The organism is Chitinophaga oryziterrae (assembly GCF_009758125.1).
In the GTDB taxonomy this organism is placed as follows: domain Bacteria; phylum Bacteroidota; class Bacteroidia; order Chitinophagales; family Chitinophagaceae; genus Chitinophaga; species Chitinophaga oryziterrae.
Genome location: NZ_WRXO01000001.1, coordinates 389,811 through 416,306 on the forward strand (window position 1 = coordinate 389,811; position 26,496 = coordinate 416,306).

Here is a 26,496-nt window from a genome sequence, read left to right on the forward strand (position 1 = left end):
TTAAGTGACGGGCAAGTATTGGATATTGCTCTTTTGAAGCCGTTCTGAACCTCTTTCGGGTATCAGGAGACACTAAAAAGTCTATTTATTAACTGACATCAGCCTGTCTACCGCTGCTTTACCAGCTTCACCCAGTCCAAGACTAAAATCATTTACATACAGATCTATATGCTGGCGCATCACCTTTTCATCCATTTCCTGTGCATGTTCAGTTACATAAGAAGAAAGAGCAGGATAATGCTGATAGGAATATTGTAAGCTGTCGTGAATCAGCTGATCAACTTCCTGTTTGATATGATCAGGAATATCTTTGCGTATAAATATCCCACCAAGAGGAATAGGACTGCCTGTAGTATTTTCCCAGTATTCACCCAGGTCAATGATCTTTACCAGCCCTTTCAGCTGATACGTGAACCGGTTTTCATGAATGATTACACCAGCATCCACACGTCCGTCCAGCACCGCATTTTCAATATCGGAAAATACCAGGATCTCTTTATTTTTTGCCGCAGGATAGGCAAGAGAGAACAGCAGATTCGCGGTAGTGTTTTCACCTGGAATCGCAATTTTGCAATCCTTGATCTTCTCTTCAGGAATATGTTCCCTGGCAATCAGTAATGGTCCGCAACCTCTTCCCAATGCGCTGCCGCTGTTCAGCAATTCGTACTGGTCTTTTACTTTTGCGTATACACCAAAACTCAGTTTGGTAACAGCCAGTTTTCCCTGCATAGCCAGCTTGTTCAGTGTTTCCACGTCTTCGAGCTGTGTCTTGAATGTTAAGCCTTTCGTATCGATCTTTTTGTTCACCATGGCATCGAAGATGAATGTGTCGTTAGGACATGGTGAAAAACCCAGTGTTAGTTCCATTGTTCAATATATTTAATCAATGATTCATTCAATGTTCTGACGGCAAGTGGAATGTTCCATTTGCTTTTATCCCTTACTTCTACGTAGTTGGAAATGCTGCGGAACTGTAAAAAAGGAATTTTCTCCAGTAAGCAGGCATAATGAAAGGCGGCGCCTTCCATACTCTCTACTTCCGGTGCATATTTTTCTACCAGCAGGTTACGGGTACGTTCGCTGCCGCTTACGGTATTAATAGTAACACCTGATACCCTGGGTAATTCCGGTATAAAAGGAAGGTTATCAAGGGGATTTACCAATTGTTTATTGGTAAAAGGAGGCATGTCGGGTTGCCATAACTGTATGTCAAACAGGTCTTTAAAGGCATGATCATCTTCCACACCCAGGTCGCCAACCTGTTCTTTATCAATGATCACTACCTTGCCGATTTCCCAGGAATGGTCAAAACAGCCGGCAATACCGGCCTGGATCGCTATATCCGGACGCATTTTTGTGAGTTGCCGTCCCAGTTGGAAAGCTGTATGCATCATGCCAATGCCTCCGATGAGCGTAGTGATCTGACAATCAGGGTAGTTTTGTTTGGCCAGGTGATCCAGAAACGGTTGTATTTCAAAAGGAGTGGCTGCCGTAACCAGTATTTTCATGGTGCAAATTTAGGGGTTTTTGATTAGTAAGGGGGGATAGTGTACAAACCACTATTGGTCTAATTGTCGTACTTTTGCGGAAAATTAAAGGATAATAATGATCTATTTAACGCGTGTGGAGAATTTCAATGCCGCGCATAAGTTGTCCAATCCTGCCTGGAGCAAGGAAAAGAACGAAGAGGTGTTTGGCAAGTGTGCTAATGAGAACTGGCATGGCCATAATTATGAGCTACACGTAACAGTGAAGGGAGATCCTGATCCTGAGACCGGCTTTGTGTTCAATGCTAAAACATTGGGCGTGATCATCAAAGACGAGGTAACAGAAAAGATAGACCACCGGAATCTGAATATGGATGTGGATTTCATGGCGGGGAAGTTTACTTCTGCCGAAAATCTGGCTATTGGCATCTGGGAGCAATTGACGCCACATCTACCTGCTGGCGTGCATTTGCATTGTATCAAGTTATATGAGACTCCCCGCATTTATGTGGAGTATTTTGGTAATAGTAAGTAAGGATTTGTTAATCAAGTTTAATAACCAAGATGGCATATAGTAAAACAGAATCATATGACGAGAAGGTAACTTCCGGGCTTATTGAGAATTACAAAAACGCTATACATTTACTGGGAGAGGATCCTGAAAGGGAAGGGTTATTGAAGACGCCGGAACGCATAGCCAAAGCCATGCAGTACATGACGGTAGGTTATCAGCAGGATGCAAAGGCGATACTGGAAGGGGCGAAATTCACTGAATCATACAGTGAAATGGTTATTGTAAAAGATATAGAGCTGTATTCCATGTGCGAGCATCATATGTTGCCTTTCTTTGGTAAAGCACATATTGCCTATATTCCCAATGGTTATATCACAGGTCTCAGCAAGCTGGCGCGTGTGGTAGATGTGTTTTCCCGCAGGTTACAGGTACAGGAGCGTTTAACGCACCAGATCCTGGATGCCATACAGGAAACCCTGCAGCCGGAAGGTGTAGCAGTGGTGATAGAAGCACAGCACCTGTGCATGATGATGCGTGGTGTACAGAAACAGAATTCTACGACTACCACCTCTGCTTTTTCCGGACAATTCCAGGACAACACCACAAGAAGCGAATTTTTACGGTTGATCAGCGCTAATCTGATCGGCAAGTAAAATTTAAGACATACCAGAACTATAGACCCGGTGCTGTTATTGACAGCGTCGGGTTTTTTATTTTGATATATCACAAAGAGTATGAATATTTGCAATCCAATCACGAAGATATATGTAGAAACATTAATGCATATGTCTGATTGGCAACCGTAAATCAATCCAGATGAAACACGCTTACGTTTTCCCGGGGCAGGGTGCCCAGTTTACCGGAATGGGAAAGAACCTGTATGATAACAATCCTAAAGCAAAGGAACTCTTTGAAAAGGCCAATGAAATCCTCGGCTTTCGTATCTCGGATATCCTGTTTACCGGTACTGAGGAAGACCTGAAGCAGACAAAGGTGACTCAGCCAGCTGTGTTCCTGCATAGCATAATCGCTTTTTTATGTGCAGAACCCGCTGCTAAACCGGATATGGTGGCAGGTCACTCTCTGGGAGAGTTTTCGGCGCTGGTAGCAAATGGTACACTTACTTTCGAAGATGCACTGCGCCTGGTGTTTATCAGGGCTACAGCCATGCAGAAAGCCTGTGAGAAACAGCCTTCTACGATGGCTGCTGTACTGGGACTGGAAGATGCTAAGGTAGAAGAGATCTGCGCCGCAGTAAGTGAGGAGACAGGGGAAATAGTGGTTGCCGCTAACTATAATTGTCCGGGTCAGCTGGTAATTTCAGGAACAGTCAAAGGGATAGAAATAGCCTGTGAAAGGATGAAAGCCGCGGGTGCTAAAAGAGCCCTGGTATTGCCTGTAGGCGGTGCTTTCCACAGCCCTCTGATGGCTCCTGCAAAGGAAGAACTGAAAGCAGCTATTGAGCAGACTACCTTCAGTACGCCATCCTGCCCGGTATACCAGAACGTGGTAGCGAAAGCGGTAAGCGAGCCGGCTGCTATCAAACAGAACCTGATTGATCAGTTGACAGGTGCTGTAAGATGGACACAGTCTGTACAGGCCATGGTGGCCGATGGTGCTACCCGCTTCACAGAAGCGGGTCCTGGAAAAGTATTACAGGGACTTATCGGTAAGATTCAGAAAGATGCCGTGGTAAGCGGAATCAGCTAATAATAGAAAAGGCTCCATGTACCGGAGCCTTTTTTTATACTGTAATACTTGCGTTCCACCACTCAGGGTCGAATGTTGCACCGTATTTCTTATAGAAATTGATGGCAGGTTCATTCCATTCAAGCACCTGCCAGGCTATCCCGCCTAATTCTTTTTCACGGGCCTCTTCGATCAGCTTTTCAAACAGCAGACTGCCGATCCCTTTGCCTCTATAGTTTTCATTTACTATAATGTCTTCCAGGTACATACGGCTGCCCTTCCAGGTGGAATAGCGGATATAATAAAGGGCAAAGCCGATAATGGTTTCAATGCCGTTTTCTGTGTTAACGGCTGCAAATGCTTTCCATACCGGTTTTTCACCAAAACCAGCATTGGCAAAGTGTTCCAGGGTCACAGTAACGGCCTGTGGTGCCTTTTCAAATTCCGCCAGTTCCTGTATAAGTTCCAGTAACCGGGGACAGTCTTCTCTTCGTACATCCCTGATGGTAACAGCTGACATATTCTTTTGATTATTTGTATGTGAGTAATTTTTGGTATTTTGTTGAAGGTAGTAAACAAAACTAATATCCATGAAGGATATCCTGCTTAGTTATGCAGCTTATAATATTTGGGCAAACGGTAAGATGATAGAGGTGCTAAAGAAGTTACCGGAGTCCCAACTGGATCATGAAACAGGTAATAGCTTTGGTAGTTTGCGCAAAACCGCCTATCATATGTGGGATGCGGAAAGCCTCTGGTACCAGCGCTTACATCTTACAGAGCAGGCTGTAAAACCTACAGACAGCTTTGAAGGATCTTTTCAGGATGCCTGTCACTTATGGCAGGAACAATCACAATTGTTCCTGGAATGGGTGAAAAAAGCAACCCCGCTGAAGCTGGAACATGTGGTAGCTTATTATGATACACGGAAACAATATGGTAAATCAACCGTTATAGAAATACTGATGCAGGTGTTTAATCATGCCACTTATCATCGGGGGCAGCTGGTAACTATGTTACGACAGGCCGGTATTAACAAGATTCCCGTTACGGATTACAGTGAATTCGCGAAGAACAGGAAACTGTAACTACGCAGACAATAATATTTCAATGAGTGCACAATCATTTTATGCAAATGTCCCTCAGCACCTGGTAGCAGTAGATTGTATAATTCTGGGTTTTGAAAATGGAAAGCTGAAACTATTGATCATGCAACGGAAAGTAGATCCTATGCAGGGAGAATGGTCTTTGATGGGAGGCTTTTTACAAAATGAAGAAAGCGTTGATGAAGCAGCTGCAAGGGTGCTGAAACAAACGACCGGCCTGGAGAATATCTACATGGAACAACTGGCCTGTTACGGAAATGTAAGGCGCGATACAGGTGCAAGAGTTATTTCCATGGCTTATTATGCACTGATCCGCATCACAGAGCACGATCACTTCCTTGCACAGCAATATGCAGCCCACTGGCTGGAATTACACCAGATACCGGAACTGATTTTTGACCACCGCCAAATGATCGCTGATGCACTAAAAAAGCTCCGTGAAAATGCCCATTTCCATCCCATTGGCTTCGAATTACTGCCTGAAAAGTTCACCCTTTCACAGCTACGTAGTCTGTATGAAGAAATTTATCAGCATGAACTGGATAAACGTAACTTCAGGAAGAAGATCTTATCTATGAACATATTGGAAAAGCTGGAAGAGAAGGATAAAACCACTTCCAAGAAAGGGGCCTATCTTTACCGTTTCGATAAGCAACAGTACGAAGAATTGAAAAGAAGAGGATTGGTTTTTGAGATTTAACTTCAAATACGTCAGGCATCAAAAAGACCGTACTATTCTTTTGGTTGATAGTTTGTTCCGGGTGCCTTGCCCGGAGCCCGGATCTGTACGCGCAGCAAAAAATTGATAGCCTGAATAAGCTCGCATCGCAATACCTGCATCGCCAGCTGGATACCTGTTTCTCTTACCTGTCTGCTGCCAGGAATGCCGCCCGCCAGTGCGGATATAAAAAAGGAGAAGCGCAGGCTTTCCGCACACTGGGTAGTTATTATGCTTACCGCGATGACAGATACCTCTCTTTCCGTTTTTACCAGGATGCACTGAAAACCTATGAAGCATTGGGCGATAGCGCCGGTATCTGCCTGTTGAACATGGATATAGGTACTTATTACCAGTTTGAAGGCAAACACAACGAGGCACTGCCGTACATAAAGAAGGCGATGGATATTGGTCGCCGTATGCACCAGGACAGCCTCTATCTCTCCGTACTTGCCAGATACTACTTTATATACCGCTCCGACAGTATACATGCTAATGATGCTATAAATGCGTTGTTTACTGCTGGCAGGCTGGCTCATAAATACGGGGATATAAGTATGATCCTTTATACCGGTATGCTGGAAGCTGATGAGTTGATGGATAAAGGAGATACCACTAAAGCGATAGATCAGCTGTCTGCCATGATAACAGCATCTTTTCTCAGAGGATATGCCTACCATGCTATATACGGGCTGTCGCAAATGGCAGAATATAAAAGTTTACAGCATCAGGCTGATTCCCTGTATTATCGGCGGGATATGGTAAACATAGCAATGACAGCAGGATACAGGGAGCTGGTATTGCCGGAGGCGCTGGAGCTCTACGCATATTATGCGAAATATGGTCCGGCAGATTCCGCTACACATTACAGCAGTGTGATAGCAGAAATCATGGAGAAACAGGAGAAGAGCAAAACACAAGGGGAACTGGATTATGTAGATTACTATATGCAGGAAAAACAGTTAAGGGAACTGCAACTGCAACATGATTATCAACAGCAATTACTGGACAAAAAAACGACCGGGGACCGCGACAGATACATCATCATTATCACCCTCATCCTACTGCTCCTGTTAACGGTTTTATTACTGGCGGATATCAACCGCTCTTATCGTCGCTCAGGAAAAAATGCAAAAGACCTGGGAGAAAAGAACAGGGAGATCAGTGAGAAAAATGTACTGCTGCGTACACATGACGACTTTAAAAATAAACTGATAACCCTGATAGCACACGACTTCCGCGCGCCACTGATCCATATCACGGATATCACTTCCCTGTTAAAAGATGAGTTGCTGACATTTGATGAAGCAGCGAAACTATTCAAAAGACTGGAAGGTAATTCACAACATACACTGCACGTATTTGATAATATTTTACGTTGGATAAGCTCCCAGCTAAGTGGATTTGTATATACACCTGTGCCATGCCGCCCTGCAACAATGATCAGGGAAGCGTTACAGGCATTGAAAGAGGGTTGTGAAGAAAAATCGTTGCAGATAAACATGCAACTGCCCGAAGAAATCCTTTTGCTGGCAGACAGGGAAATGTTGCAATTTGTACATCGTAACCTGTTGCATAACGCTGTAAAGTTTAGTCCTGCCTCAGGTACTATTTACATCTATGCAACAATGCAAAACGGAACACTCACGGTATCTTTTAAAGATGAAGGGAAAGGTATACGACCAGAAGTACTGTCACATTTATTCGAATATCAGGACACCCTGAAAAACAACGGTGGCGCTGGTCTGGCATTGATTATCTGTAAAGATTTTATGGATAAGATGAATGGCACGATACAGGCTGTTAATAACCCGGATAAGGGATGTACATTTTCATACACGTTGCCGGTTATAAAACATAAGAAACGGTGAGAATATTCCATTACATATCGATCCTGTTATTGATATTCGCCGGTTCGCTCTCTGCGCAGGACAAGGTAATTCATGAACTAAAACAATCCCTTGCCGCAAAGAAAGACAGTATCGGTTATGTAAATGTGTTGAACCAGTTGGGTATGCAGTATCACCTGAGCAACGCAGACAGTTGTTTCCTGTTTACCGTAAAAGCCCGTGATATAGCTACCCGCCTGGGATACAAAAAAGGTATGGCCGATGCGCTCAATAACCTCAGTATCTTTTATGCACTGAAGGCCAACATGAAACTGGCTATTGAATACGACTATAAAGCCTTGTTACTATACCGTTATTTAGGTGATTCCGCTAACGTCTGCCAGGTGCTGATGAACAGTAGTATATATCACAACTATGAAGGCACGAAACCTGCTGCCGGAATATTCCTGCAACAGGCGATGAACATTGGCAAACATCTGCCCAATGATTCTATCTACGGATTAGTACTGATCAATTATGCTATCCATTTTGGCGGAGATACTCTCCGGCAGGATTCCGTAATATGGGCTATCCAAAAAGCAAAAGAGATACTGGCAAAATATCCGGGAAGCAGGAATCATTATTACATAGAAGCGTTTGAAGCAGATGGATGGATGAAGAGGGGAGAAGCTGATAAAGCCGTGAAAAAGATCAATCAACTGGCCAACCGGGCTATCGGTGAAGGATTGATTTTCGTTGGGATTGATATGCTGGAGCATATTGAAACCTATACTAAGAACGGGCATTATGCAGATGTAATACCCTATAAAGAAAAGATATTCGCATTGGCGAAACAGGCAGGGTATACAGAGCTGATGTTACCTACCATTACCAGTTTATATCGCTACTATGCAGATAAAAAAGACGCGGCAAAAACAGCCGCCTATGGAAAAGTGCTGTACGAATTGGTCCGCCGCCGCCAGGAAATGAAAAGTAATATACAGGTGAATCACCTCGACTACTTCCTTAAAGAACAGGCATTGACGGAATGGCAATTGAGCAATAAAGTACAAAAGGAGAAGATCGCAAAAACCAACATGAAAAAGGAGCACCGGCAGATACTGATCGGGCTTTTATCAGGCGTGCTTTTATTATTGGGTGGATTTACATTCTCCCGTTACCGCTCTTACCGCAACCTGCGGCAGCAGGAATTGATGCTGGCAGATATGAACGCAGTCATTTCTGAAAAGAACAAACAACTACAGATCAACGATGATTTTAAGAATAAACTGATCGCTATCATTGCCAATGATTTCAGAGAGCCGCTCAACAACATTATAAAGGTGGCGGTGATGTTCCGGAATAATGCCGGCAAGGAAGCATTGCAGGAAGTGATAGACCAGGTAGATATTTCTTCCCGTAATACCCTGGTTGTTTTTGATAACATATTAAGGTGGATAAAGTCCCAGTTGTCCGGGTTCGTTTACAGCCCCATGGCCTGCCCGCTGTTACTGTTTTTCGAAGAGATACTACAGGGGATGGCGCCGGTACTGATAAACAGGCAGATCTCGGCCGGACTCGATGTTGCCGGTGATATCCTGCTGGCAGGAGAGCCGGAAATGTTACAGTTTGTGAACCGCAGCCTCTTACAATACGTCGTTTCGTTCTCACCTGATAATCATACAATTGGTATCATGGCTATAAAGGAAGCACACCGGGTGAAGGTCGTGTTTACTTCTACAGCTCCGCAGATTACGGCAGAGATGGCGGCACGTTTATTCGTACATCAGGAGGTGATCACAATGGTCATCTGTAAAGACTTTATGGATAAGATGGGAGGGCAGATATGGGCAGAAAAAACAGGAACGCAGTTACAGTTGATATATACACTACCGTCTTTTAATTAAAAAAGCCGGCCATAATCCTACCGTGTGGACACATCTCTAAAAAGCAACCATCCTTGCATAATGGCAGAGAATTTTTGTAGCCTTATCCCAAAGGTGGTTATACCTGGTTTTCTTTGGGAGCTATAACCTTTCCATCCTCCCAATCTGGCAATAACCCATATATATCGCTTCAAATCGGGCGATCTATATGGGTTTTTCTGTTTCTCAGTTTTGCCTTCGAGTTGTGGGGCCTGCCATTCCATGCATTGCACTTCTTCCCTTGAAAAGCAACTTTGCGAGTCTGTTTTAGTCTCTGTTGCATAGGCAATTTGCACAATAAAAAGCTTGATGATCGTTTCCTGCATCATCAAACAAAGCTTTCTGATAGCTTTACCCTGAGAAAGTTCACTGGCTTCTATATCAAAGCCTTCCTTCTTTAAAATTCGGAATACTTCTGTGATCCACCGACAGGTATACCATTCTATACAAAGCAGGGCGGCTTCTAAGTCTTCTACTTTTTTAGTGGTCAATAATCTCCAGTGAATGGGATTGGGGATTTGATCGCCTTCTTCTTTAGCTTCAATACCATATAAACTTACTTTATGTGGAAGCTCTCGGGCCGAATATTAATGTTTGTTTATTTCAACTTTGCTAAAACGTACTTCAAGAGTAGTTGTTCTGGTTTTGGTATTTCGTTTTTTGTCTCCCTCTATTTTAACCTGGTAGGTTCCCTGCCGTGGTTGGCTGGAAAGATGTTCAAAAAGACGCGACTTATCCGTTAATATGCAATTGGTTTTGGGCTTCCTCTGGGAACTTACGCACTAATCGATCTTTACTGCACTGATTTGGATTGTTGAAACTCAAAGTTTCTCTATCTTTTACACCTGAGCCTGATAATTGTTTATAATTCTCAAAAGAATTAAATAGTTCAATTTGGATTACTTGTAATTGGTTTAACCATCTTTCAGGATAAATACAAGTGTCAGGAAGTTACTGACTAATATTTTCTCTTCAATTTGCTTATCTGGCATCTAACAAAAGGGTCTTTAACATAAAGGTCTTCCGCCACCGCCGCCATTCTGGCCCCGCTGTAGCAAGTCGCATCTTCGTCATTTTTCTTAGTCTTGAGCGCAGCGCAAGGACAAAGAATTAGATGAAGACCGGGGTCAGTTGGCAGGTGGCGGACGAAATGGGCAGCGGTTGGATTTTTTATGCCGGTTAACGAAAGCACTCGCGGTATTCAACATTGCATGAAAAATCAAAAGAGCTGCCCGGGCTACGTGTTGGTGTTGGACAAAAACATGCGCCGACACGTAGCGAGACCACTGGATCACACTTGTTCAAATCAATCCTACAGCATTACCGCTGAATTACGAATTTTTTAGTAAGTGAAAGAGCCGTTCCGGGAGAAACAACATTAAGGAAATATACACCATTACTTAAATCGCTGATATTTACATTAATAGTGCTGTTATTCGTATAACCACGATATATTTTAACCAGGTGGTTATTGGCATCATAGATCAGTACATCCTTCTTCATAAGATCATGAATGTTTGTAATCTTTGCTACTATTTTATCATTTACAGGGTTGCCATAAATCACCAGCTGTATTGGATCATCAGCAGATAGCTTAGTGGAAGCACTGGTAGCTGTGGCATTTGATAGCCTTGCAGTGCCAGACCTGGCAGTAATACTGAAAGAGGCGCTCAATGTACCGCAACCACTCACCCCGGCTTGAAGCATAACAGTTCCTGAAGTGGGAACAGTTGTATTGGAAGAAATACTTACTGTAGACAGATTATCCGCTCCGCTAACGGAGAATGAATTACCAGTTACAGACCATTTATAAGTAGTATTTGCTGTGGCTGTTGATACATAACCGTTGAGTGTTTTACTACCTGAGTAAACACCTGCAAAGATCTGACGGGTAATTATTACATTATTGTCTGCGGTGATCTCTACCGTGGGTGGAGGTATAATGCTGATAGAAAGAGGTTTTAGTTGCCCTGTATTATTATCTGCATTGCAGACAGACTGAAACACAATGCCGATCAAATCACCATTGGGAAAGGAACCAAAGTTAATGTTAAAGGTCAGATTAAAATCCTGGTAAAGTCGACCATCGGAAAGGGTCCCACTGGTAACAAAGGTATGAGAGATCAGGTTGCCACCTCCCATATTCTGGTTGTACTTCCTGATATCAACAACATTTGGATTTGAACAGGTATTGTTGAAAATGACCCTATATGTTATGGGGACATTAGCACAAACAGAGAGCGGGCCATCTACTTCAGCGATATTATCCTGAGCCTTAGCCTGCATTAAAAAGGGAATTAAAAAGCATAGTAAAAGGGTAATTTTCCTAATCATAGGGTGTCTATTTTTGAAGGTGAATAATTAACATGGGTATGGCATGAGGAATTTTAAAACTGGGTTAAAAAATAAAAGGAATATCATTACCGGGTTATTCTATTTCATTCTGGGTATACTAAACAACAATCAAATGTAGGAAATATTTTCATTTAGCTACATTAAGTTTGTTTAATTTAGGCGAGCCATTAAGACACCTCAATTCAGATGTATAATCTATAACGCCATTCAGGCACTTGTAAAAAAATCGGATACACTTACCATGCTAATATGCAGGATTGAGAATATGAAGTCGCTGCATTTGCTGACATCAAAAATACCTCACAGAATACAGTACTACAAATAACGATGATATTCGTTTCCTGTTAATGGAAATGACGTAAGCCTCCGGGCAAATGCATATATGCAATCGGTAATCCCTAATGCAAATCTCATTACCAGGGTATTTGTGGTTATCGTATAGAAGAAATCGAGGATCCTTTAACCAGAACAAGTTCGATATTTGGATAGTTAGTGGATGAGTTGGCGAAAGGCAGGAAGATAGAAAAGTGTGCGCTGATCCGAATACCGGAAAACTTTTTTACACAATATGTTTTATAGTCTCTCTCAATTAAAACTAAACGGCTTGAGCCCAGTACAATACTGAACTTAAACCGCTTAAATTATTAAACTTTTGTCTAAGATTTTAGTGCACCTCAAATTTCTCCGACCTTTCCTTTTTCTATCTCTTCTGAGCCGCTACAGATCTGCTCATTAACTCAATATTTACATATCACGTTACTTTATAAAAATCTTCATCATCAGATTATACAGTGTATTGATAATATAACCGATTGAGTTGATTGAATATTGTTTCCCGGTGTTCAATTTATTGATTTCACCTATGTCCTCGTTTTCTCCAAAATATGAAGCCCTATCCATCTATATTTAGAGGGTCTATAGGAATATAATCTTGTTGTTGATCGCCTAAATATGTAGCGAGTTTTTGTTTAAATTCACAGCCAGCCGGCGGATAAGAATATATGGATATTTTTTTTCATTGAACAGATTTTGTATCGATGTGTTTCTATTCTAAAAGCATGCAGGGCAAGCAGTTGCCCGATAATGTTTTCATTAGTGAAGAAGTAGAACATCACATACAAGCACTAAAGCAACAGGCCGATAAAGAGATGCTTATATTGGGCAGCCCTTCAGCAACACACTCATTGTTGCAATACGATTTAATAGATGAATTATGGCTGTTTGTAAACCCTGTTCTGCTGGACAAGGGTATGCCTCTTTTCAAAAATGCACACGAAACAACACAGCTCACACTGGTAGGCTCAAAGATCTTCGCCAATGGGGGCGTATGTATGCATTATAAGAAGGCTTAAAAAGTGCCTTTATAAAAGGGAGGCTGTCTTTCAAAACTAGCCTGAGGACTTTGAGAATTGTTTAAACGAAATTTTGCTCTATCAGATACTAATTTCTTAAAAATCGATACCAACTGGCTAGAACACATACCTGTTCTGGGCACGACAAATGGGAAACCCGCAATGAGAGCTACCATCTGGACACATTTTATTTCAAAAATAGAAAAAAAAATGTGTCCAGATGGTAGCTCTCATTGCGGGTTTCCTTACTAGGCCGGCTTGAAATTATATACAGATGATTATTTACTGTCGTATGCCCACTTTACATAACTGGCTCCCCAGGTAAACCCACCACCAAAGGCAGCCAATACCAGGTTATCACCTTTTTTAAGCTGTTTTTCGTAGTCCCACAGGCAAAGAGGAAGTGTGCCCGCAGTGGTGTTACCATAGCGTTGGATGTTCATCATCACTTTCTCATCTGGCAGTCCCATCCGGTGTGCTGTAGCATCAATGATACGTTTGTTGGCCTGGTGTGGTACCAGCCATGCGATATCTTCAGGAGTCAGGTCGTTACGCTTCATAATGTCATGAGCTGCTTCAGACATATTGCCTACCGCATATTTAAATACCATTTTACCTTCCTGGTACACATAGTGTTCCCTGTTGGCAATAGTTTCAAGGGTAGCTGGCTGTGCAGAACCGCCCGCCTTCATATGAAGGTACTCGCGGCCATGACCATCGCTTTTCAGGATACTGTCTATTAAGCCATATCCCTCTTCGTTTGGTTCCAGCAGTACGCCGGCGCCACCATCCCCGAAAATGATACAGGTAGTACGGTCGGTGTAATCAATAATGGAACTCATTTTATCGGCTCCTATTACCATTACTTTCTTATAACGGCCACTTTCTATGAATCTTGCGCCGGTGTCCAGTGCATACAGGAAACCTGAACAGGCAGCAGCTATATCAAATCCAAAGGCATTTTTAGCGCCTATTTTATCAGTTACAATGTTGGCAGTTGCGGGGAATACCATGTCTGGCGTAACAGTAGCTACTATCAGCAGGTCTATTTCTTCCGGGCTAATCCCCCTTTTACGGCATATTTCCAGCGCAACAGGTACACATAGCTCAGAGGTCCCCATCTTATCGCCTTTCAATATCCTTCTTTCGCTTATCCCTGTACGGGTAATAATCCATTCGTCTGTAGTATCAACCAGTTTTTCCAGTTCTTTGTTAGAAAGCACGTAGTCGGGTACATAGCCACCTACCGCCGTAATAGCGGCCGTTATTTTAGTCATATTAGAAATATAGATGTTTTAAACGAGGGCGTAAAAATACATAAGAATTTGGAAATCGTAGGATAAGAAATAAAGAGGGGGGTAGTTCCTGCCTCCTTCTTGCTAAATTTTTACTAGGTTTGCCAAACATTTTATACCCGTATGATTGCTTACCTCAATGGAAAACTGTCCTATAAATCCCCTGCCATGGTACATCTCGATGTGCAGGGCGTGGGATATGAAGTGCAGATCAGTCTTAACACCTATTCACGCATACAGGCGCTGGAAAGCTGCAAATTGCTGGCTTACCTCCACATAAAGGAAGATGCCCATACGCTGTATGGCTTTTTTGACGAAGCGGAACGTAGTATGTTCCTGTTACTCATGGGCGTATCCGGTATTGGCGCCAATACCGCCCGTATGATGTTGTCTTCTTTACAACCGGAAGATATCCAGCGGGCCATTACAATGGAAAATGAAAAGATGCTGGAAAGCATTAAGGGGATAGGGGCTAAAACGGCCAAACGCTTAATACTGGAACTAAAGGATAAGTTTAAGAAACAAAAAGATATTGGATATCAAATATCTGTTACATCAAACAATACAATGCAGGAAGATGCGTTAAATGCATTAGTCACACTGGGAATTGCGCGAAATGTAGCGGAACAGGCTATTTCCAAAGTACTTAAAGCAGAACCACTATTGGAAGATCTGGAAGGGCTGATTAAAAAATCCCTGAAAGGTCTTTAAAACTTTACCCTGACCTCTATAAAAACCTATTTCTCTTGTCAAGAAAGACATATTTCGGTGCTATAGCAGTAATAGGAGTTGCATCTTTTTTTATTGTTGACACTGCAGCAAGGAATCGTTCGGGTTACACCAACAATGATCGTACCAATTGGCAACCAAAACTGAAGACTGATACCACGGCTAAAGATACCGTTGTAAAGAAGGATACTTTGAAATATCCTATCAAAGACCGCTATGGTACCAGTATCACAGATCCGGTGCAAAATAAAATGGACCTGAAAGATCCTGCCGGTATCTCAAAAACAGTTGATTACGATCCGATTACCAAAGAATATACTGTCACAGAAAAAATAGGAGACCACTACTACCGCAATCCTACCTACCTGAGTTTCGACGAGTTTTACAAACTGCAATCCCAGAAAAGTGAACAGGACTACTGGCAGAAAAGGGCCAGCACACTAGGCTCCCTGAACCAGAAAAGTGATGGTCCGGAACTCTACAAGGGAAGTAAACTGTTCGACAGGATCTTTGGTGGTAACAAAGTGGATATCAAACCACAAGGTAGCCTGGAACTGACCTTCGGCTACGAAGGCCAGAACATCAAGAACCCGGTTCTGACAGAACAGGCCCGTAAAACCGGCGGCTTTGCGTTCGATATGAATATCAATATGAACGTAACCGGTAAGATCGGAGACAAACTGAAACTGATCACCAATTATAATACACAATCTACCTTCGACTTTGAAAACCAGGTAAAACTGGAATATACCGGTTACGACGACGAAATCATTAAAAAGATAGAAGCGGGGAACGTGAGTTTCCCTTTACGCAGTTCACTTATTTCGGGTGTGCAATCCCTGTTTGGTATCAAAACACAGTTACAGTTTGGCCGTTTAACAGTGACCAGCGTACTGTCCAATCAGAAATCCCAGAAACAAAACCTGCTCATTAAAGGCGGTAGCCAGGTACAGGATTACTCCATAAAAGCAGACGAATATGAGGATAACCGCCACTTCTTACTGGGGCAGTTCTTCCGCGATACCTTCAACTACTCCATGAGCAACCTGCCGGTGATCCGTTCCCTTGCATATATTAACCGCATAGAGGTATGGGTAACCAATAAAACAGGTGCTACTACCAATACAAGAGACGTGGTGGGTCTGATGGACCTTGGTGAATACAAACCATATAGTCCTAATGTAACCCCGTCTGGATCCGCAAGCGACCACTTGACAGACAACCGTGCCAATAACCTGTATGGTATTATGGCCGCCAGTCCAGCCAGTCGGTATACAGGTACGGTAGTCAGCCAGTTACAAGCCAACGGTTTCCAGGGTGTACAGGACTATGAAAAAACATTTGCCCGTAAACTGGACTCCTCAGAGTATACTGTTAACAGGCAATTAGGTTTTATCTCCCTCAATCAGCAGCTACAGGCCGATGAGGTACTGGCTGTTGCGTATCAGTATACTTATAACGGACGTGTACATAATGTGGGAGAGTTCTCACAGGACGTGCCGCCCGATCAGAATAACAGCGCCAATCAGAAGATCCTCTTCCTGAAATTGCTGAAAGCTACTTCTGCCCGTCCTAATCTGCCCATCTGGGACCTGATGATGAAGAACATCTATTCTACAGGTGCCTACCAGATTAACCGGGCCGACTTTAAAATGGACGTATATTATAAAGATCCGGGTACAGAAACACGTGCTCCCAGTGATAAACGTTATCTGCCGGATGCCAAAGGTCAGTGGACCGGGGCGCCGCTGATTACCATCCTGAACCTGGACCGTCTGAATAACCAGAACGACCCGCAACCGGATGGGGTATTTGACTATGTGGAAGGGTATACGATCAATTCTCAAACCGGCCGTCTCATGTTCCCTCAACTGGAACCATTCGCCGGTGGAGTGCAAAAAGCTTTTGAAGGAGATGCAACCCTTGAGAAACAATACCTCTTCAGAGTGTTGTACGACTCCATCAAAGTAGTGGCGCAGCAGTTCCCGCAATTGAACAGATATATCATCAAAGGTTCCTATAAATCCAGCAACTCCTCTGAAATACAACTGGGAGGTTATAACATCCCTCCCGGTTCCGTAACGGTAACAGCAGGTGGGCAGCAACTCCGTGAGAATGTGGACTTTGTGATAGATTATAACCTGGGACGTATCAAAATCATCAACTCAGGTATCCTGAACTCCGGTCAGGCTATCAACGTACAGTTTGAAAATAATGCGGCCTTTGGTACACAGGTAAGAAATTACTTTGGTACCCGCCTGGATTATGTGGTGAATGATAAACTGAGCTTAGGATCTACCATCGCCAGGATGAGTGAACGTCCTTACTACCAGAAAGTGAACTACGGGGAAGACCCCATCAAGAACACCGTGGTAGGTTTCGACGTAAACTATAACTCTCAGTGGAAAGGGCTTACCCGCTTACTGAATAAATTACCTAACTATAAGAGCACCACTCCGTCGAATATCATGTTCACCGGTGAGGTGGCGAAATTGTTCCCGGGGCACAGTAAACTGGTAAATGCATCCGGTAGTAACCAGGGACAGATCTATATTGATGATTTTGAAGGATCGCAGAGTGGGTACGACCTCAAATTCCCGGCTACCAGCTGGGCATTGGCTTCTACTCCAAAAGATGCGTCCGATAGCACCGGTACCATTTTGTTCCCGGAAGCGAATGCCAATGACCAGCTTACCTACGGCACAAACAGGGCCAAACTGGCCTGGTATATTATTGAACCTACCTTACAGATCCCCAGTTCAGGAGGGTTGCCGGCAGGTATCAGTAAGGATGATCAGTCGGATCCCCGTGTACGCCTGGTATACCAGACAGAGGTATTTGCCAACCGCTCTACCGATTTCGGACAAAGCCAGCTGAGTACATTGGACCTTGCCTATTACCCAACAGAACGGGGCCCTTATAACTTTACGGCCGGCGCAGATAGTATAGATGCAAACGGTAAACTGCGTTCGCCTAAAAAGAAATGGGCGGGTATCATGCGCTCCATCGATAACAGTGACTTTGAAACACAAAACGTAGAGTTTATCGAATTCTGGATACAGGACCCTTTCATTAAAGAACCTAACAGTAACGGTGGGCAGCTCTATTTTAACCTTGGTAACGTTTCTGAAGATATCCTGAAAGATTCCAAGAAGTTCTTCGAGAACGGGATGCCAAATCCTACTACGGACCTGGCTAAAGTAGACACTTCCATCTGGGGCCGTACTCCTAAATTCCAGCAGCAGATTACCCAGGCCTTTGATAATGACCCTGAAATCCGTAAGTACCAGGACATTGGTTATGATGGTTTACAGGATAATGATGAGGCTGTGTTCCGTAAGAGTTACCTGGACAGACTGGCTGCCAACTTCGGTATAGGTTCCCAGATCTATAGAGAAGCACAGGCGGATCCGTCCAATGACGATTACAAACATTACCGGGATTATTCAAACACGCCTATTCTGCAGCGTTACAAGAAATACAGCAATCCGGAAGGCAACTCCCCGGTTTCTACCAATGCTGCTTATTCTACCGCTGCTACAAATATTCCGGAATCAGAAGACCTGAACAGGGATAACACCCTCAACGAAACAGAAGAATACTTCCAGTACCGCGTGAACCTGAAACCAAACATGGTGGTGGGTACTAACTACATCGTGGACAAGATCGTTGCAGATGTGACCCTGGCCAACGGTACCAAGACTACCGAAAACTGGTACCAGTTCAAAGTGCCGGTGAATGGCTTCGACAAAAAAGTAGGCAGCATTCCGGATTTCAAATCCATCCGCTTCATGCGTATGTTCCTGACCGGTTTCGAAGATTCCGTAGTCGTTCGTTTCGCCAAACTGCAACTGGTACGTAACCAGTGGCGCCAGTACAACTATAAATTGCAGGCAGGCGATCCTATTCCAAACGATGATGCTACTTCTTTTAATACTTCCGCTGTAAACATCGAAGAGAACTCTTCCCGCAAGCCTATACCATATGTATTGCCTCCGGGTGTAGTACGTCAGAATACAGTAAGTACCAACAATACCACCCTGCAACTGAATGAACAATCCATGTCCTTACAGGTATGCGACCTGAAAGATGGCGATACCCGCGGTGTTTCCAAAAACCTGAACATGGACCTCCGCCAGTATAAAAGACTGCAATTAGATTTGCACGCAGAGGCTGCGAATGATGCTAACTCCCTGAAAGACGGTGAACTGCGTGCAGTGATCCGCATGGGTAGTGACTTCGTTGAAAACTACTACGAATACCAGGTACCATTGAAAGTGACTCCATGGGGTAGCACTAACAACCAGGTAATCTGGCCGGATGCCAATAATGTAGACCTGGACCTGTCAACGCTTACACAACTGAAACAACGCCGTAACCAGTGCGATACCTGTTCCCCTTTAAAACCTTACACCGAACAGAATGCGAATGGTGGTTTTATTAGTGTGGTTGGTAACCCTAATCTCGGAGATGTAAGGACCATGTTGCTGGGTATCACCAATCCTAAAAATGACGGACTACCCAAATGTGGTGAAGTCTGGTTCAATGAACTGCGCCTGTCCGGACTGGATGAGAAAGGTGGTTATGCCGGTTTGGGACGTGTGGATGTACAACTGGCCGACCTGGGTACCGTTAGCGTCTCCGGTAATATGCACACCGCCGGATTCGGTAACCTGGACCAGCGCGTGAATGAACGCTTCCGCGATAACTACCTGCAATACGATGCTGCTGCTAACCTGGACCTGGGTAAACTGTTACCTAAGAAAGCAGGCTTGAGCATCCCTGTATACGCCGGGTATTCCCAGGCTGTAAGCCGTCCGGAATACGATCCTTACGACCTGGATATTAAACTGAAGGATAAACTGAGAATGGCAAGAAGCGCCTACGAAAGAGATTCTATCAGAAGAGCGGCAGAAGACTTTACCTCTATCAAAAGCCTGAACTTTACCAACGTACGTAAGCTGAACCTGAACCGTAAAAAGAGCCACCTCTGGGATATCGAAAACTTCGATATCAGCTATTCATATACTCAAACACTGACGCATAGCCCTATTATAGAAAACGACGTACTCACCAAACATCGCGGTGGGCTGGGGTACAATTTCAGCGGCCAGAGCAAATTCTATCAGCCGTTCAAGAAACTGTTCAAAACTAAAACCCACTGGCTGGACCTGATCCGCGATTTTAACGTGAACTATGTACCTTCTCTCATCAGTTTCCGCGCAGACGTTACCCGCCAGTTTGGTGCTACCCGTATCAGGAACGTGGGTGGGGATGGTACCTTTAAACTGCCGGAAACCTATAATAAGTACTTTACGTTCGATCGTTACTACGGCCTTAAATGGGACCTTACCCGCAGCCTGAGCATAGATTTCAACGCAGTGAACAATGCCCGTATCGACGAACCTAACGGAAGACTCAATACAAAAGCGAAGAAAGATTCTCTCTGGAGTAACTTCTTCAAACTGGGCAGGACCACCAACTACTTCCATACGCTTAACGCAACCTACACACTGCCTACTTCGAAATTCCCGCTGTTAAGCTGGACGAACATAGCACTGGGTTACTCTGCGGAATACCGTTGGACTGGCGCTTCCCTGCTGGCACAATACCTTGGTAATGCCATAGAGAATACCCAGCAGAAAACGATCATGGCAGAGTTTAAGTTCTCTGACCTGTACAACCGTTCTAAGTTCTTAAGAGCGATCAACAACTCCGGTAATAAGAATAAACCTAATCAGCAACAGAACCAGCAAGGCATGAATGGCAACAAACAACCGCCAAACAAGCAACCGGCCAAACAGGAAACTACACCGGAGATTTCTCCTATCCTGAAAGCTGTAATGAAACCGTTGTTGTCTATCAAACGTATTAATGTTGACTACTCTGAAAATGGTGGTACAAGATTGCCGGGTTATATAGACAGTACCAAAATACTGGGTATGAACTGGGCCAGCATGGCACCGGGTATTCCATTTGTGGCAGGTAAACAGCCGGACAAAGCCTGGTTGGATAATTTTGCAAAGAGAGGATTGATCACACCGGATACATTGTTTAACGTTCAGTATCAACAGCAATTTACACAGCGTCTGCAGATCCAGGCACAACTGGAACCGGCAACAGATCTGCGTATAGACCTGAATGTTACCAAATCATTTACTAAAACACATACAGAGTTGTTCAAGAACCTCAGCGGTGACGGCTTTGAACATCTTAGTCCATACGACGCCGGTGGATTTGAAATCTCTTACCTGGCAGTAAAAACCATCTTCGGAAAAATAGATTCAGAAACAGGGACCACGAAAACCTTCTCGGATTTCCAACGTTACCGTCAGACGATCTCTTCCCGTCTTGGTGCACTAAACCCTTATAACAAAGACCCGGGAGTTCCCATTAATGATCCCAAAGATCCGAACTACCGCTATGGTTATGGCCGTTATGCACAGGATGTACTGGTTCCTGCCTTCCTGGCTGCCTACACCGGTAAAGACCCGGAGAAGATTGGCCTGTTGAAGAATGGCGGTGCAGCCAGCGTACGCAGTAATCCTTTCAGTAACTATATTCCAAGACCAAACTGGCGTATTACTTATAATGGGCTCACCAAACTGGAACCATTCAAAAGTATCTTTACCAATGTCTCTTTAACACATGCTTATGTAGGTTCACTGAGCATGAGTTCTTACAATACCAACCTGTTGTATGAAGATCCTCGCCTGGCTGGTTATCCTGGTTTCGTGGATACAGTATCCGGTAACTATGTTCCATACTTCATGTTACCGAACATCACCATGACAGAACAGTTTGCGCCGCTGCTGGGTGTGGATGTGACGCTTACCAACAGTTTGAACTTAAGAGTAGAATTCAAAAAGAGCCGCTCCCTCAGTCTTAGTCTGATAGATTATCAGCTGACGGAATTACGCTCCAGTGAAATCACCATCGGCGGTAGCTACCGCTTACGCAACGTTAAATTCGCCTTCCTGGGGCCACCTAAAGATGGCAAGAAGGTACAGAACGATATGAACTTCAGACTGGATATGAGCTTCCGTGATGATAAGACCGTAAACAACAGGCTCGATGCCGACCTGGTAATCCCTACCAGCGGACAGAAAGTAATAGGTATCTCTCCATCTATAGATTATGTGGTCAATAACCGGCTCAACCTTCGCTTCTTCTATGACCGAAGGCAGACGATACCGGTTATCTCCACCGCTTATCCGATTACGAATACAAGGGGAGGCCTCACACTACGATTTATGCTGGCACAATAAATATCAGACTCCGGAGCAAAAAACTCCGGAGTTTTTTTATGCTGATAGTTGTCATTTTTTACACTGATAATTATCATTTCTAATTAATTGATGTTCCCTAACTTTACGCCGTGAAATATTTTTTCCTCATATCCGTCCTGACCGGGTTGTTGTTGCAAAACTTCAACCAGTTCGTGATTATGCTGGAATACAAAATCAATTTCAGCTACGTTGCGAACGTACTGTGCGAAAACAGGGATAAACCTGAAATGCACTGTAACGGTAAATGTCACCTCAGGAAGCAACTGGAAAAAGATCAGCAACAGGAGCGTAACAGCACTTCAGCAAAGGAACAGATAGTCTTCATAGACGATCTCATCACCTTTAGCTTCGAGCCTTTAGCTCCTTTTACACGGGTAACCGCTTTTTACCAGGACCCTGCGCTGCACAACCCTTCCTTCTCTTTCTTTCGCCCCCCACAAGCTTAGTTGATATACAGATGAATAATGTTCATTCGCTGATAACGATATCGGCGGGTGCACTCACGACTATCAACAACTGATCTATCAACATGAAGAGATTTATATTAATTGTAACAGGCATACTCCTGTTCATGCAATCGCGCGCGCAAATAAATGGGAGCGTAATCGATGCACAAACAGGAGAAGTATTACCAGGCGTAAACGTTCAGTTACTGCACCAGTCAAAAGGCAGCAGTACAGACGCTCGCGGGCATTTTATATTATCAACCGGCAAAACAGAAGATTCCGTACAGGTTTCCTTCATCGGATACCAGTCAAGAAAACTCACATTACAACAACCTTTCATCATTTCATTAACCCCAAAAACTGCCAGCCTGAACGAGATCATTGTAACATCCAGTCGCGACAGGCAAAACCGTACAGATGCACCGGTAGCTATCAGCACTATTTCCACACAGGAAATGAGAGATACAAAAGCTACCTCACTGGAACAATTGCTGAACAAGGTAAGTGGTGTATACATGGTAGACCTGGGCAATGAACAGCATACTATGGCTATCCGTCAGCCTATTGGCTATAAGAGTTTGTTCCTGTATATGGAAGATGGTATTCCTATCCGTACAATAGGCGACTTTAACCACAATGCACTGATAGAGATCAATATGGCTGCATTGAAAAATATTGAAGTGATAAGAGGTCCTGCATCTTCTTTATATGGTAGCGAAGCAGTAGGTGGCGCAGTTAATTTCATTACGGCTGCTCCGTCTTTACAACCTGCCGTAAAAGTACAGGCAGAGGCCAGCGACCGCGGGTACAAACGTACCGACTTCAATATATCCAACACTTTTAATAAAGCAGGCATTACCATCGGCGGATATTATGCTGATCAGCGCAACGGTTACATGGACCACAGTGATTTTCATAAACTGGCATTAACACTGCGTGCAGATTACCAGATCAACGAACGCAATAAATGGATCAACGCAGCCACACTGGTAAACTATTATACAGACCAGGTAGGCGGTTTAGACAGCACACATTTTTACAACAAGGATTATCGCAATTTTCAAACCTTCTCCTACCGTAAAGTAAATGCACTACGATACAGAAGTACTCTGGAACATACCTGGGATAATACGAATCACACTACGCTTACTGCATTCTTCCGGCATAACAGCATAGGACAGAATCCTTTTTATGCACTTAAGAATTCAGCAACAGATCCGTTAAAAGCGGCCGGTGAGATCAATGATGACAGCTTTAACAGTTATGGTCTTATTATACAGCATAAGAAACAGTTCGCATGGAAAAATGCATCGCTGATAGCTGGTGTCAGTGCAGATTACAGCCCTGCTACTTACCTTGCTAATTACATCGATGTTACTAAAAATTCCGCAGGTTATTTTACCGGTTACACTAAAACAGATTCCGTATTAACAGACTATAATGCAGGCTTGCTAAACACAGCCGCTTATGCGCAACTGGATATGGAACTGGTACAGGGATTAAAAGTGTTGGCAGCAGTACGTTACGACAGGATGGATTATAATTTTGATAATCATCTTCCCCCGTCTGCATATACCGGTGCTCCGGACGACCGTAATAATTTCAATGCGCTTACGCCCAAGCTGGGCCTTACATACGACTTTGGCAGAAGCCGCGGTTTATATGCCAATTACAGCGTAGGGTTTGCACCACCTAACATTTCGGAATTATACGATGGTGTGAAAGTGCCTGTATTAAAACCTGCTACTTATCGGAACTATGAGGCAGGTGGATGGTTTGGTTTTGCGAATGATAAAGGATATGCAGATGTAAGTGTATACAAAATGAATGGCACCAATGAAATCATCAGTGTAAAACTGAATGATGGTTCTTATGAAAACCGTAACACCGGAGGTACTACTCACAGAGGTATAGAATGGAATGTACGGTATGCGGTTTTACGTTCTTTATGGATTCGGAGCAGTGGTACTTATGCAGAACACTTCTTCAATAAGTACATAGAAAAAGGAGTCGTATATGATGGTAACCAGATGAGCGGTGCGCCTAAAGTAATCATGAATACGGAACTCACATGGAAATTAAAAGGGTTCCGTTTAAGTGGTGAGTGGCAGCACATCAGCCGTTATTATATGGACCCGCAGAATACACGATATTACAAAGGTTACAACCTGCTGAATGCACGCACAGGATATGCCTGGAGAAATATTGAATGCTGGATGAACTGCCGCAATATCGGAGACATTATCTATTCAACTACATCAGAGAAAACCGCTTACGGCACTACTTACAGACCAGGGCCTAAACGCACTTTTAATATTGGCCTGGCATATACATTTACAGGTAAAAAATGATAATGATGAGAGGATGGATATTATCAATGATGCTGATAGCAGCCTGTAAACAACAGGATGTTTCAGAACATATACTTTCCAATAAAGGCAAAGATGCATCGTGTGCACATATAACGGGAACGGCAGATGGAAAAACAGTCATCAGCTGGATAGAAACAGAGAAGGGAGCGGAAACAGGTATGTTGTATTATGCAGTATCCGCAAATGATACCTTCTCAGCACCGCTGCCGGTAACAACGTCAACAGGTGTGTTACCACATGCAGAGAATATGCCCAAGATGGTATTTAAGCCCGATGGAGAGGTGATAGCGATGTATGGCGTAGAGCAGAATGATGCACGTAACAAATATGCAGGACGGGTGTTGTACACCCGTTCTCCTGACGGTGGTAAAACATGGTTGACGCCACAGTCACTGGTAGCTGATACCGGCAGTTACGATCAGCGTTATTTTGATATGACGATACTCCCCAATGGAGAAGCCGCTGCAATATGGCTGGATAACCGCAAACATACAAATGATGAAGGCTCTACATTGTATTATGCAGTAACAGATGGTCATGATGGATTTAAGCAGGAAAAGCCGCTGGCAGAAACAGTTTGTCAGTGTTGCCGTACCGCCCTGTATACGGATACAAAAGGAGATATTCATATTGCGTTCCGGGATATCATCAACGATTCTATCCGTGATATGGTGCATATGGTATCTACAGATGGAGGTGCTTCTTTCAGTACACATAGCCGCATCAGTGCCGATAACTGGGTAGTGCGTGGTTGTCCGCACACAGGCCCGGCTATGGTAAGGAACGGTACGGCCATGCATTTTGCCTGGTTTACTATGGGGGGAGGACAAGGAGTATTCTATTGCAGGTCTCTGGATAACGGAAAAACATATACGCAAAAGGAACCTGTAAGTACGGCTCCCATGGCAAAGCATCCGCAGATAACGGCATTGGGAGATAAAAGTGTGATGATGGTATGGGACGAGCCGGTGAAAGTGGTTAATAACTTTAACTACCGTATCGGTTTCCAGAAACGGAACAAAGAAGGGGAAGTGCTGGAAACAGGATTGCTCACCTCAGATTCCTCATACAGTACATTCCCGGTCATAAAGGCGATGGATGATAGCAGGGTGCTGGTAGCTTATACAAAGAAGGCAGGGGAGCTGGAAGAAGTAGTATACAGGTTCAAATAAAAAAAGTCCCGGGCTTTGCCTGGGACTTTGATTTCTCTGCTTAGTAGCTAAAAGCTCCGGCCCATTCCTGGCGCGTAGCCCAGCGACCGTAGTTATTCCTTTTGGATTTGTCAGCGTAGAAGCGCCATTCTGCTTTCCACTTGGGATAGTAAAGGCGCAACAAATACAGTGTTGCAAATGTAAGCATAGGGATTAGGATTATCGGTTTTAGGATAGAT

20 protein-coding genes are annotated in these 26,496 nt (G+C 43.8%); 13 read left to right on the plus strand and 7 right to left on the minus strand.

Annotation, left to right across the window (positions count from 1 at the left end; translation table 11 throughout):
* Window positions 1-81 precede the first annotated feature (81 nt).
* Window positions 82-867, minus strand: coding sequence for a 1,4-dihydroxy-6-naphtoate synthase (locus tag GO495_RS01690; protein ID WP_157297972.1), 786 nt, complete (start codon window positions 865-867; stop codon window positions 82-84).
* Entirely contained in the window at window positions 858-1,508 is a 651-nt protein-coding gene (gene mqnB / locus GO495_RS01695) for a futalosine hydrolase (protein ID WP_157297973.1), read from the minus strand. The genes GO495_RS01690 and mqnB overlap by 10 nt, the downstream gene beginning before the upstream one ends.
* Before the next feature lie 97 nt (window positions 1,509-1,605).
* Here mqnB and GO495_RS01700 point away from each other — a divergent pair, with 97 nt between their 5' ends.
* From GO495_RS01700 to fabD, 3 genes are all read left to right on the plus strand, one after another.
* The gene (locus GO495_RS01700; protein ID WP_157297974.1) at window positions 1,606-2,022 is read left to right on the plus strand and encodes a 6-pyruvoyl trahydropterin synthase family protein; all 417 of its coding nucleotides are present in this window, start codon (window positions 1,606-1,608) and stop codon (window positions 2,020-2,022) included.
* Window positions 2,023-2,051: 29 nt separating this feature from the next.
* Window positions 2,052-2,654 (plus strand): GTP cyclohydrolase I FolE, encoded by a 603-nt coding sequence (folE, locus tag GO495_RS01705; protein WP_157297975.1) that lies wholly within the window; start codon window positions 2,052-2,054, stop codon window positions 2,652-2,654.
* A gap of 163 nt (window positions 2,655-2,817) precedes the next feature.
* Complete coding sequence (fabD, locus tag GO495_RS01710; protein ID WP_157297976.1) at window positions 2,818-3,711, plus strand: ACP S-malonyltransferase; 894 nt, start codon at window positions 2,818-2,820, stop codon at window positions 3,709-3,711.
* A 34-nt stretch (window positions 3,712-3,745) separates the two neighbouring features.
* Here the strand turns inward: fabD and GO495_RS01715 are convergent, their stop codons facing one another.
* Window positions 3,746-4,210 carry a GNAT family N-acetyltransferase gene (locus GO495_RS01715; protein ID WP_157297977.1) on the minus strand — a complete coding sequence of 155 codons (465 nt, stop codon included), beginning with the start codon at window positions 4,208-4,210 and terminating at the stop codon, window positions 3,746-3,748.
* Between the two features lie 70 nt (window positions 4,211-4,280).
* Here GO495_RS01715 and GO495_RS01720 point away from each other — a divergent pair, with 70 nt between their 5' ends.
* The 4 genes from GO495_RS01720 to GO495_RS01735 are packed head-to-tail and all read left to right on the plus strand — an operon-like array spanning window position 4,281 to window position 9,250.
* On the plus strand, window positions 4,281-4,778 hold the full coding sequence (locus GO495_RS01720) for a DinB family protein (RefSeq protein WP_157297978.1): 498 nt from the start codon (window positions 4,281-4,283) through the stop codon (window positions 4,776-4,778).
* Window positions 4,779-4,800: 22 nt separating this feature from the next.
* Window positions 4,801-5,496 carry an NUDIX hydrolase gene (locus GO495_RS01725; RefSeq protein ID WP_157297979.1) on the plus strand — a complete coding sequence of 232 codons (696 nt, stop codon included), beginning with the start codon at window positions 4,801-4,803 and terminating at the stop codon, window positions 5,494-5,496.
* A 44-nt stretch (window positions 5,497-5,540) separates the two neighbouring features.
* The gene (locus tag GO495_RS01730; RefSeq protein ID WP_157297980.1) at window positions 5,541-7,385 is read left to right on the plus strand and encodes an ATP-binding protein; all 1,845 of its coding nucleotides are present in this window, start codon (window positions 5,541-5,543) and stop codon (window positions 7,383-7,385) included.
* Complete coding sequence (locus tag GO495_RS01735; RefSeq protein WP_157297981.1) at window positions 7,382-9,250, plus strand: sensor histidine kinase; 1,869 nt, start codon at window positions 7,382-7,384, stop codon at window positions 9,248-9,250. Before GO495_RS01730 ends, GO495_RS01735 begins: the two co-directional genes overlap by 4 nt.
* A gap of 17 nt (window positions 9,251-9,267) precedes the next feature.
* On the opposite strand, the gene GO495_RS01740 is transcribed toward GO495_RS01735, so the two are convergent.
* Together GO495_RS01740 and GO495_RS01745 are read right to left on the minus strand one after the other, a co-directional pair.
* Window positions 9,268-9,759: a hypothetical protein gene (locus GO495_RS01740; RefSeq protein WP_157297982.1), complete on the minus strand. Its 492-nt coding sequence runs from the start codon at window positions 9,757-9,759 to the stop codon at window positions 9,268-9,270.
* An 829-nt stretch (window positions 9,760-10,588) separates the two neighbouring features.
* Window positions 10,589-11,554, minus strand: coding sequence for a T9SS type A sorting domain-containing protein (locus tag GO495_RS01745; RefSeq protein ID WP_157297983.1), 966 nt, complete (start codon window positions 11,552-11,554; stop codon window positions 10,589-10,591).
* 1,127 nt (window positions 11,555-12,681) lie between these two features.
* Between GO495_RS01745 and GO495_RS01750 the strand changes: the two genes are divergently transcribed.
* Window positions 12,682-12,975 (plus strand): dihydrofolate reductase family protein, encoded by a 294-nt coding sequence (locus GO495_RS01750; RefSeq protein WP_240915124.1) that lies wholly within the window; start codon window positions 12,682-12,684, stop codon window positions 12,973-12,975.
* 278 nt (window positions 12,976-13,253) lie between these two features.
* Here GO495_RS01750 and GO495_RS01755 read toward each other — a convergent pair whose 3' ends face one another.
* The gene (locus tag GO495_RS01755; protein ID WP_157297985.1) at window positions 13,254-14,252 is read right to left on the minus strand and encodes a beta-ketoacyl-ACP synthase III; all 999 of its coding nucleotides are present in this window, start codon (window positions 14,250-14,252) and stop codon (window positions 13,254-13,256) included.
* 141 nt (window positions 14,253-14,393) lie between these two features.
* Here GO495_RS01755 and ruvA point away from each other — a divergent pair, with 141 nt between their 5' ends.
* The 5 genes from ruvA to GO495_RS01780 all read left to right on the plus strand — a co-directional run bounded on the left by ruvA (window position 14,394) and on the right by GO495_RS01780 (window position 26,278).
* Window positions 14,394-14,981 (plus strand): Holliday junction branch migration protein RuvA, encoded by a 588-nt coding sequence (gene ruvA / locus GO495_RS01760; RefSeq protein ID WP_089779516.1) that lies wholly within the window; start codon window positions 14,394-14,396, stop codon window positions 14,979-14,981.
* A gap of 35 nt (window positions 14,982-15,016) precedes the next feature.
* The gene (sov, locus tag GO495_RS01765; protein ID WP_157297986.1) at window positions 15,017-22,267 is read left to right on the plus strand and encodes a T9SS outer membrane translocon Sov/SprA; all 7,251 of its coding nucleotides are present in this window, start codon (window positions 15,017-15,019) and stop codon (window positions 22,265-22,267) included.
* A 110-nt stretch (window positions 22,268-22,377) separates the two neighbouring features.
* Entirely contained in the window at window positions 22,378-22,734 is a 357-nt protein-coding gene (locus GO495_RS01770; protein WP_157297987.1) for a hypothetical protein, read from the plus strand.
* An 83-nt stretch (window positions 22,735-22,817) separates the two neighbouring features.
* On the plus strand, window positions 22,818-25,085 hold the full coding sequence (locus tag GO495_RS01775; RefSeq protein ID WP_157297988.1) for a TonB-dependent receptor: 2,268 nt from the start codon (window positions 22,818-22,820) through the stop codon (window positions 25,083-25,085).
* A 5-nt stretch (window positions 25,086-25,090) separates the two neighbouring features.
* Window positions 25,091-26,278 carry a sialidase family protein gene (locus GO495_RS01780; RefSeq protein WP_170302617.1) on the plus strand — a complete coding sequence of 396 codons (1,188 nt, stop codon included), beginning with the start codon at window positions 25,091-25,093 and terminating at the stop codon, window positions 26,276-26,278.
* A gap of 40 nt (window positions 26,279-26,318) precedes the next feature.
* Here GO495_RS01780 and GO495_RS01785 read toward each other — a convergent pair whose 3' ends face one another.
* The gene (locus GO495_RS01785; RefSeq protein WP_157297990.1) at window positions 26,319-26,465 is read right to left on the minus strand and encodes a hypothetical protein; all 147 of its coding nucleotides are present in this window, start codon (window positions 26,463-26,465) and stop codon (window positions 26,319-26,321) included.
* Between the last annotated feature and the right edge of the window lie 31 nt (window positions 26,466-26,496).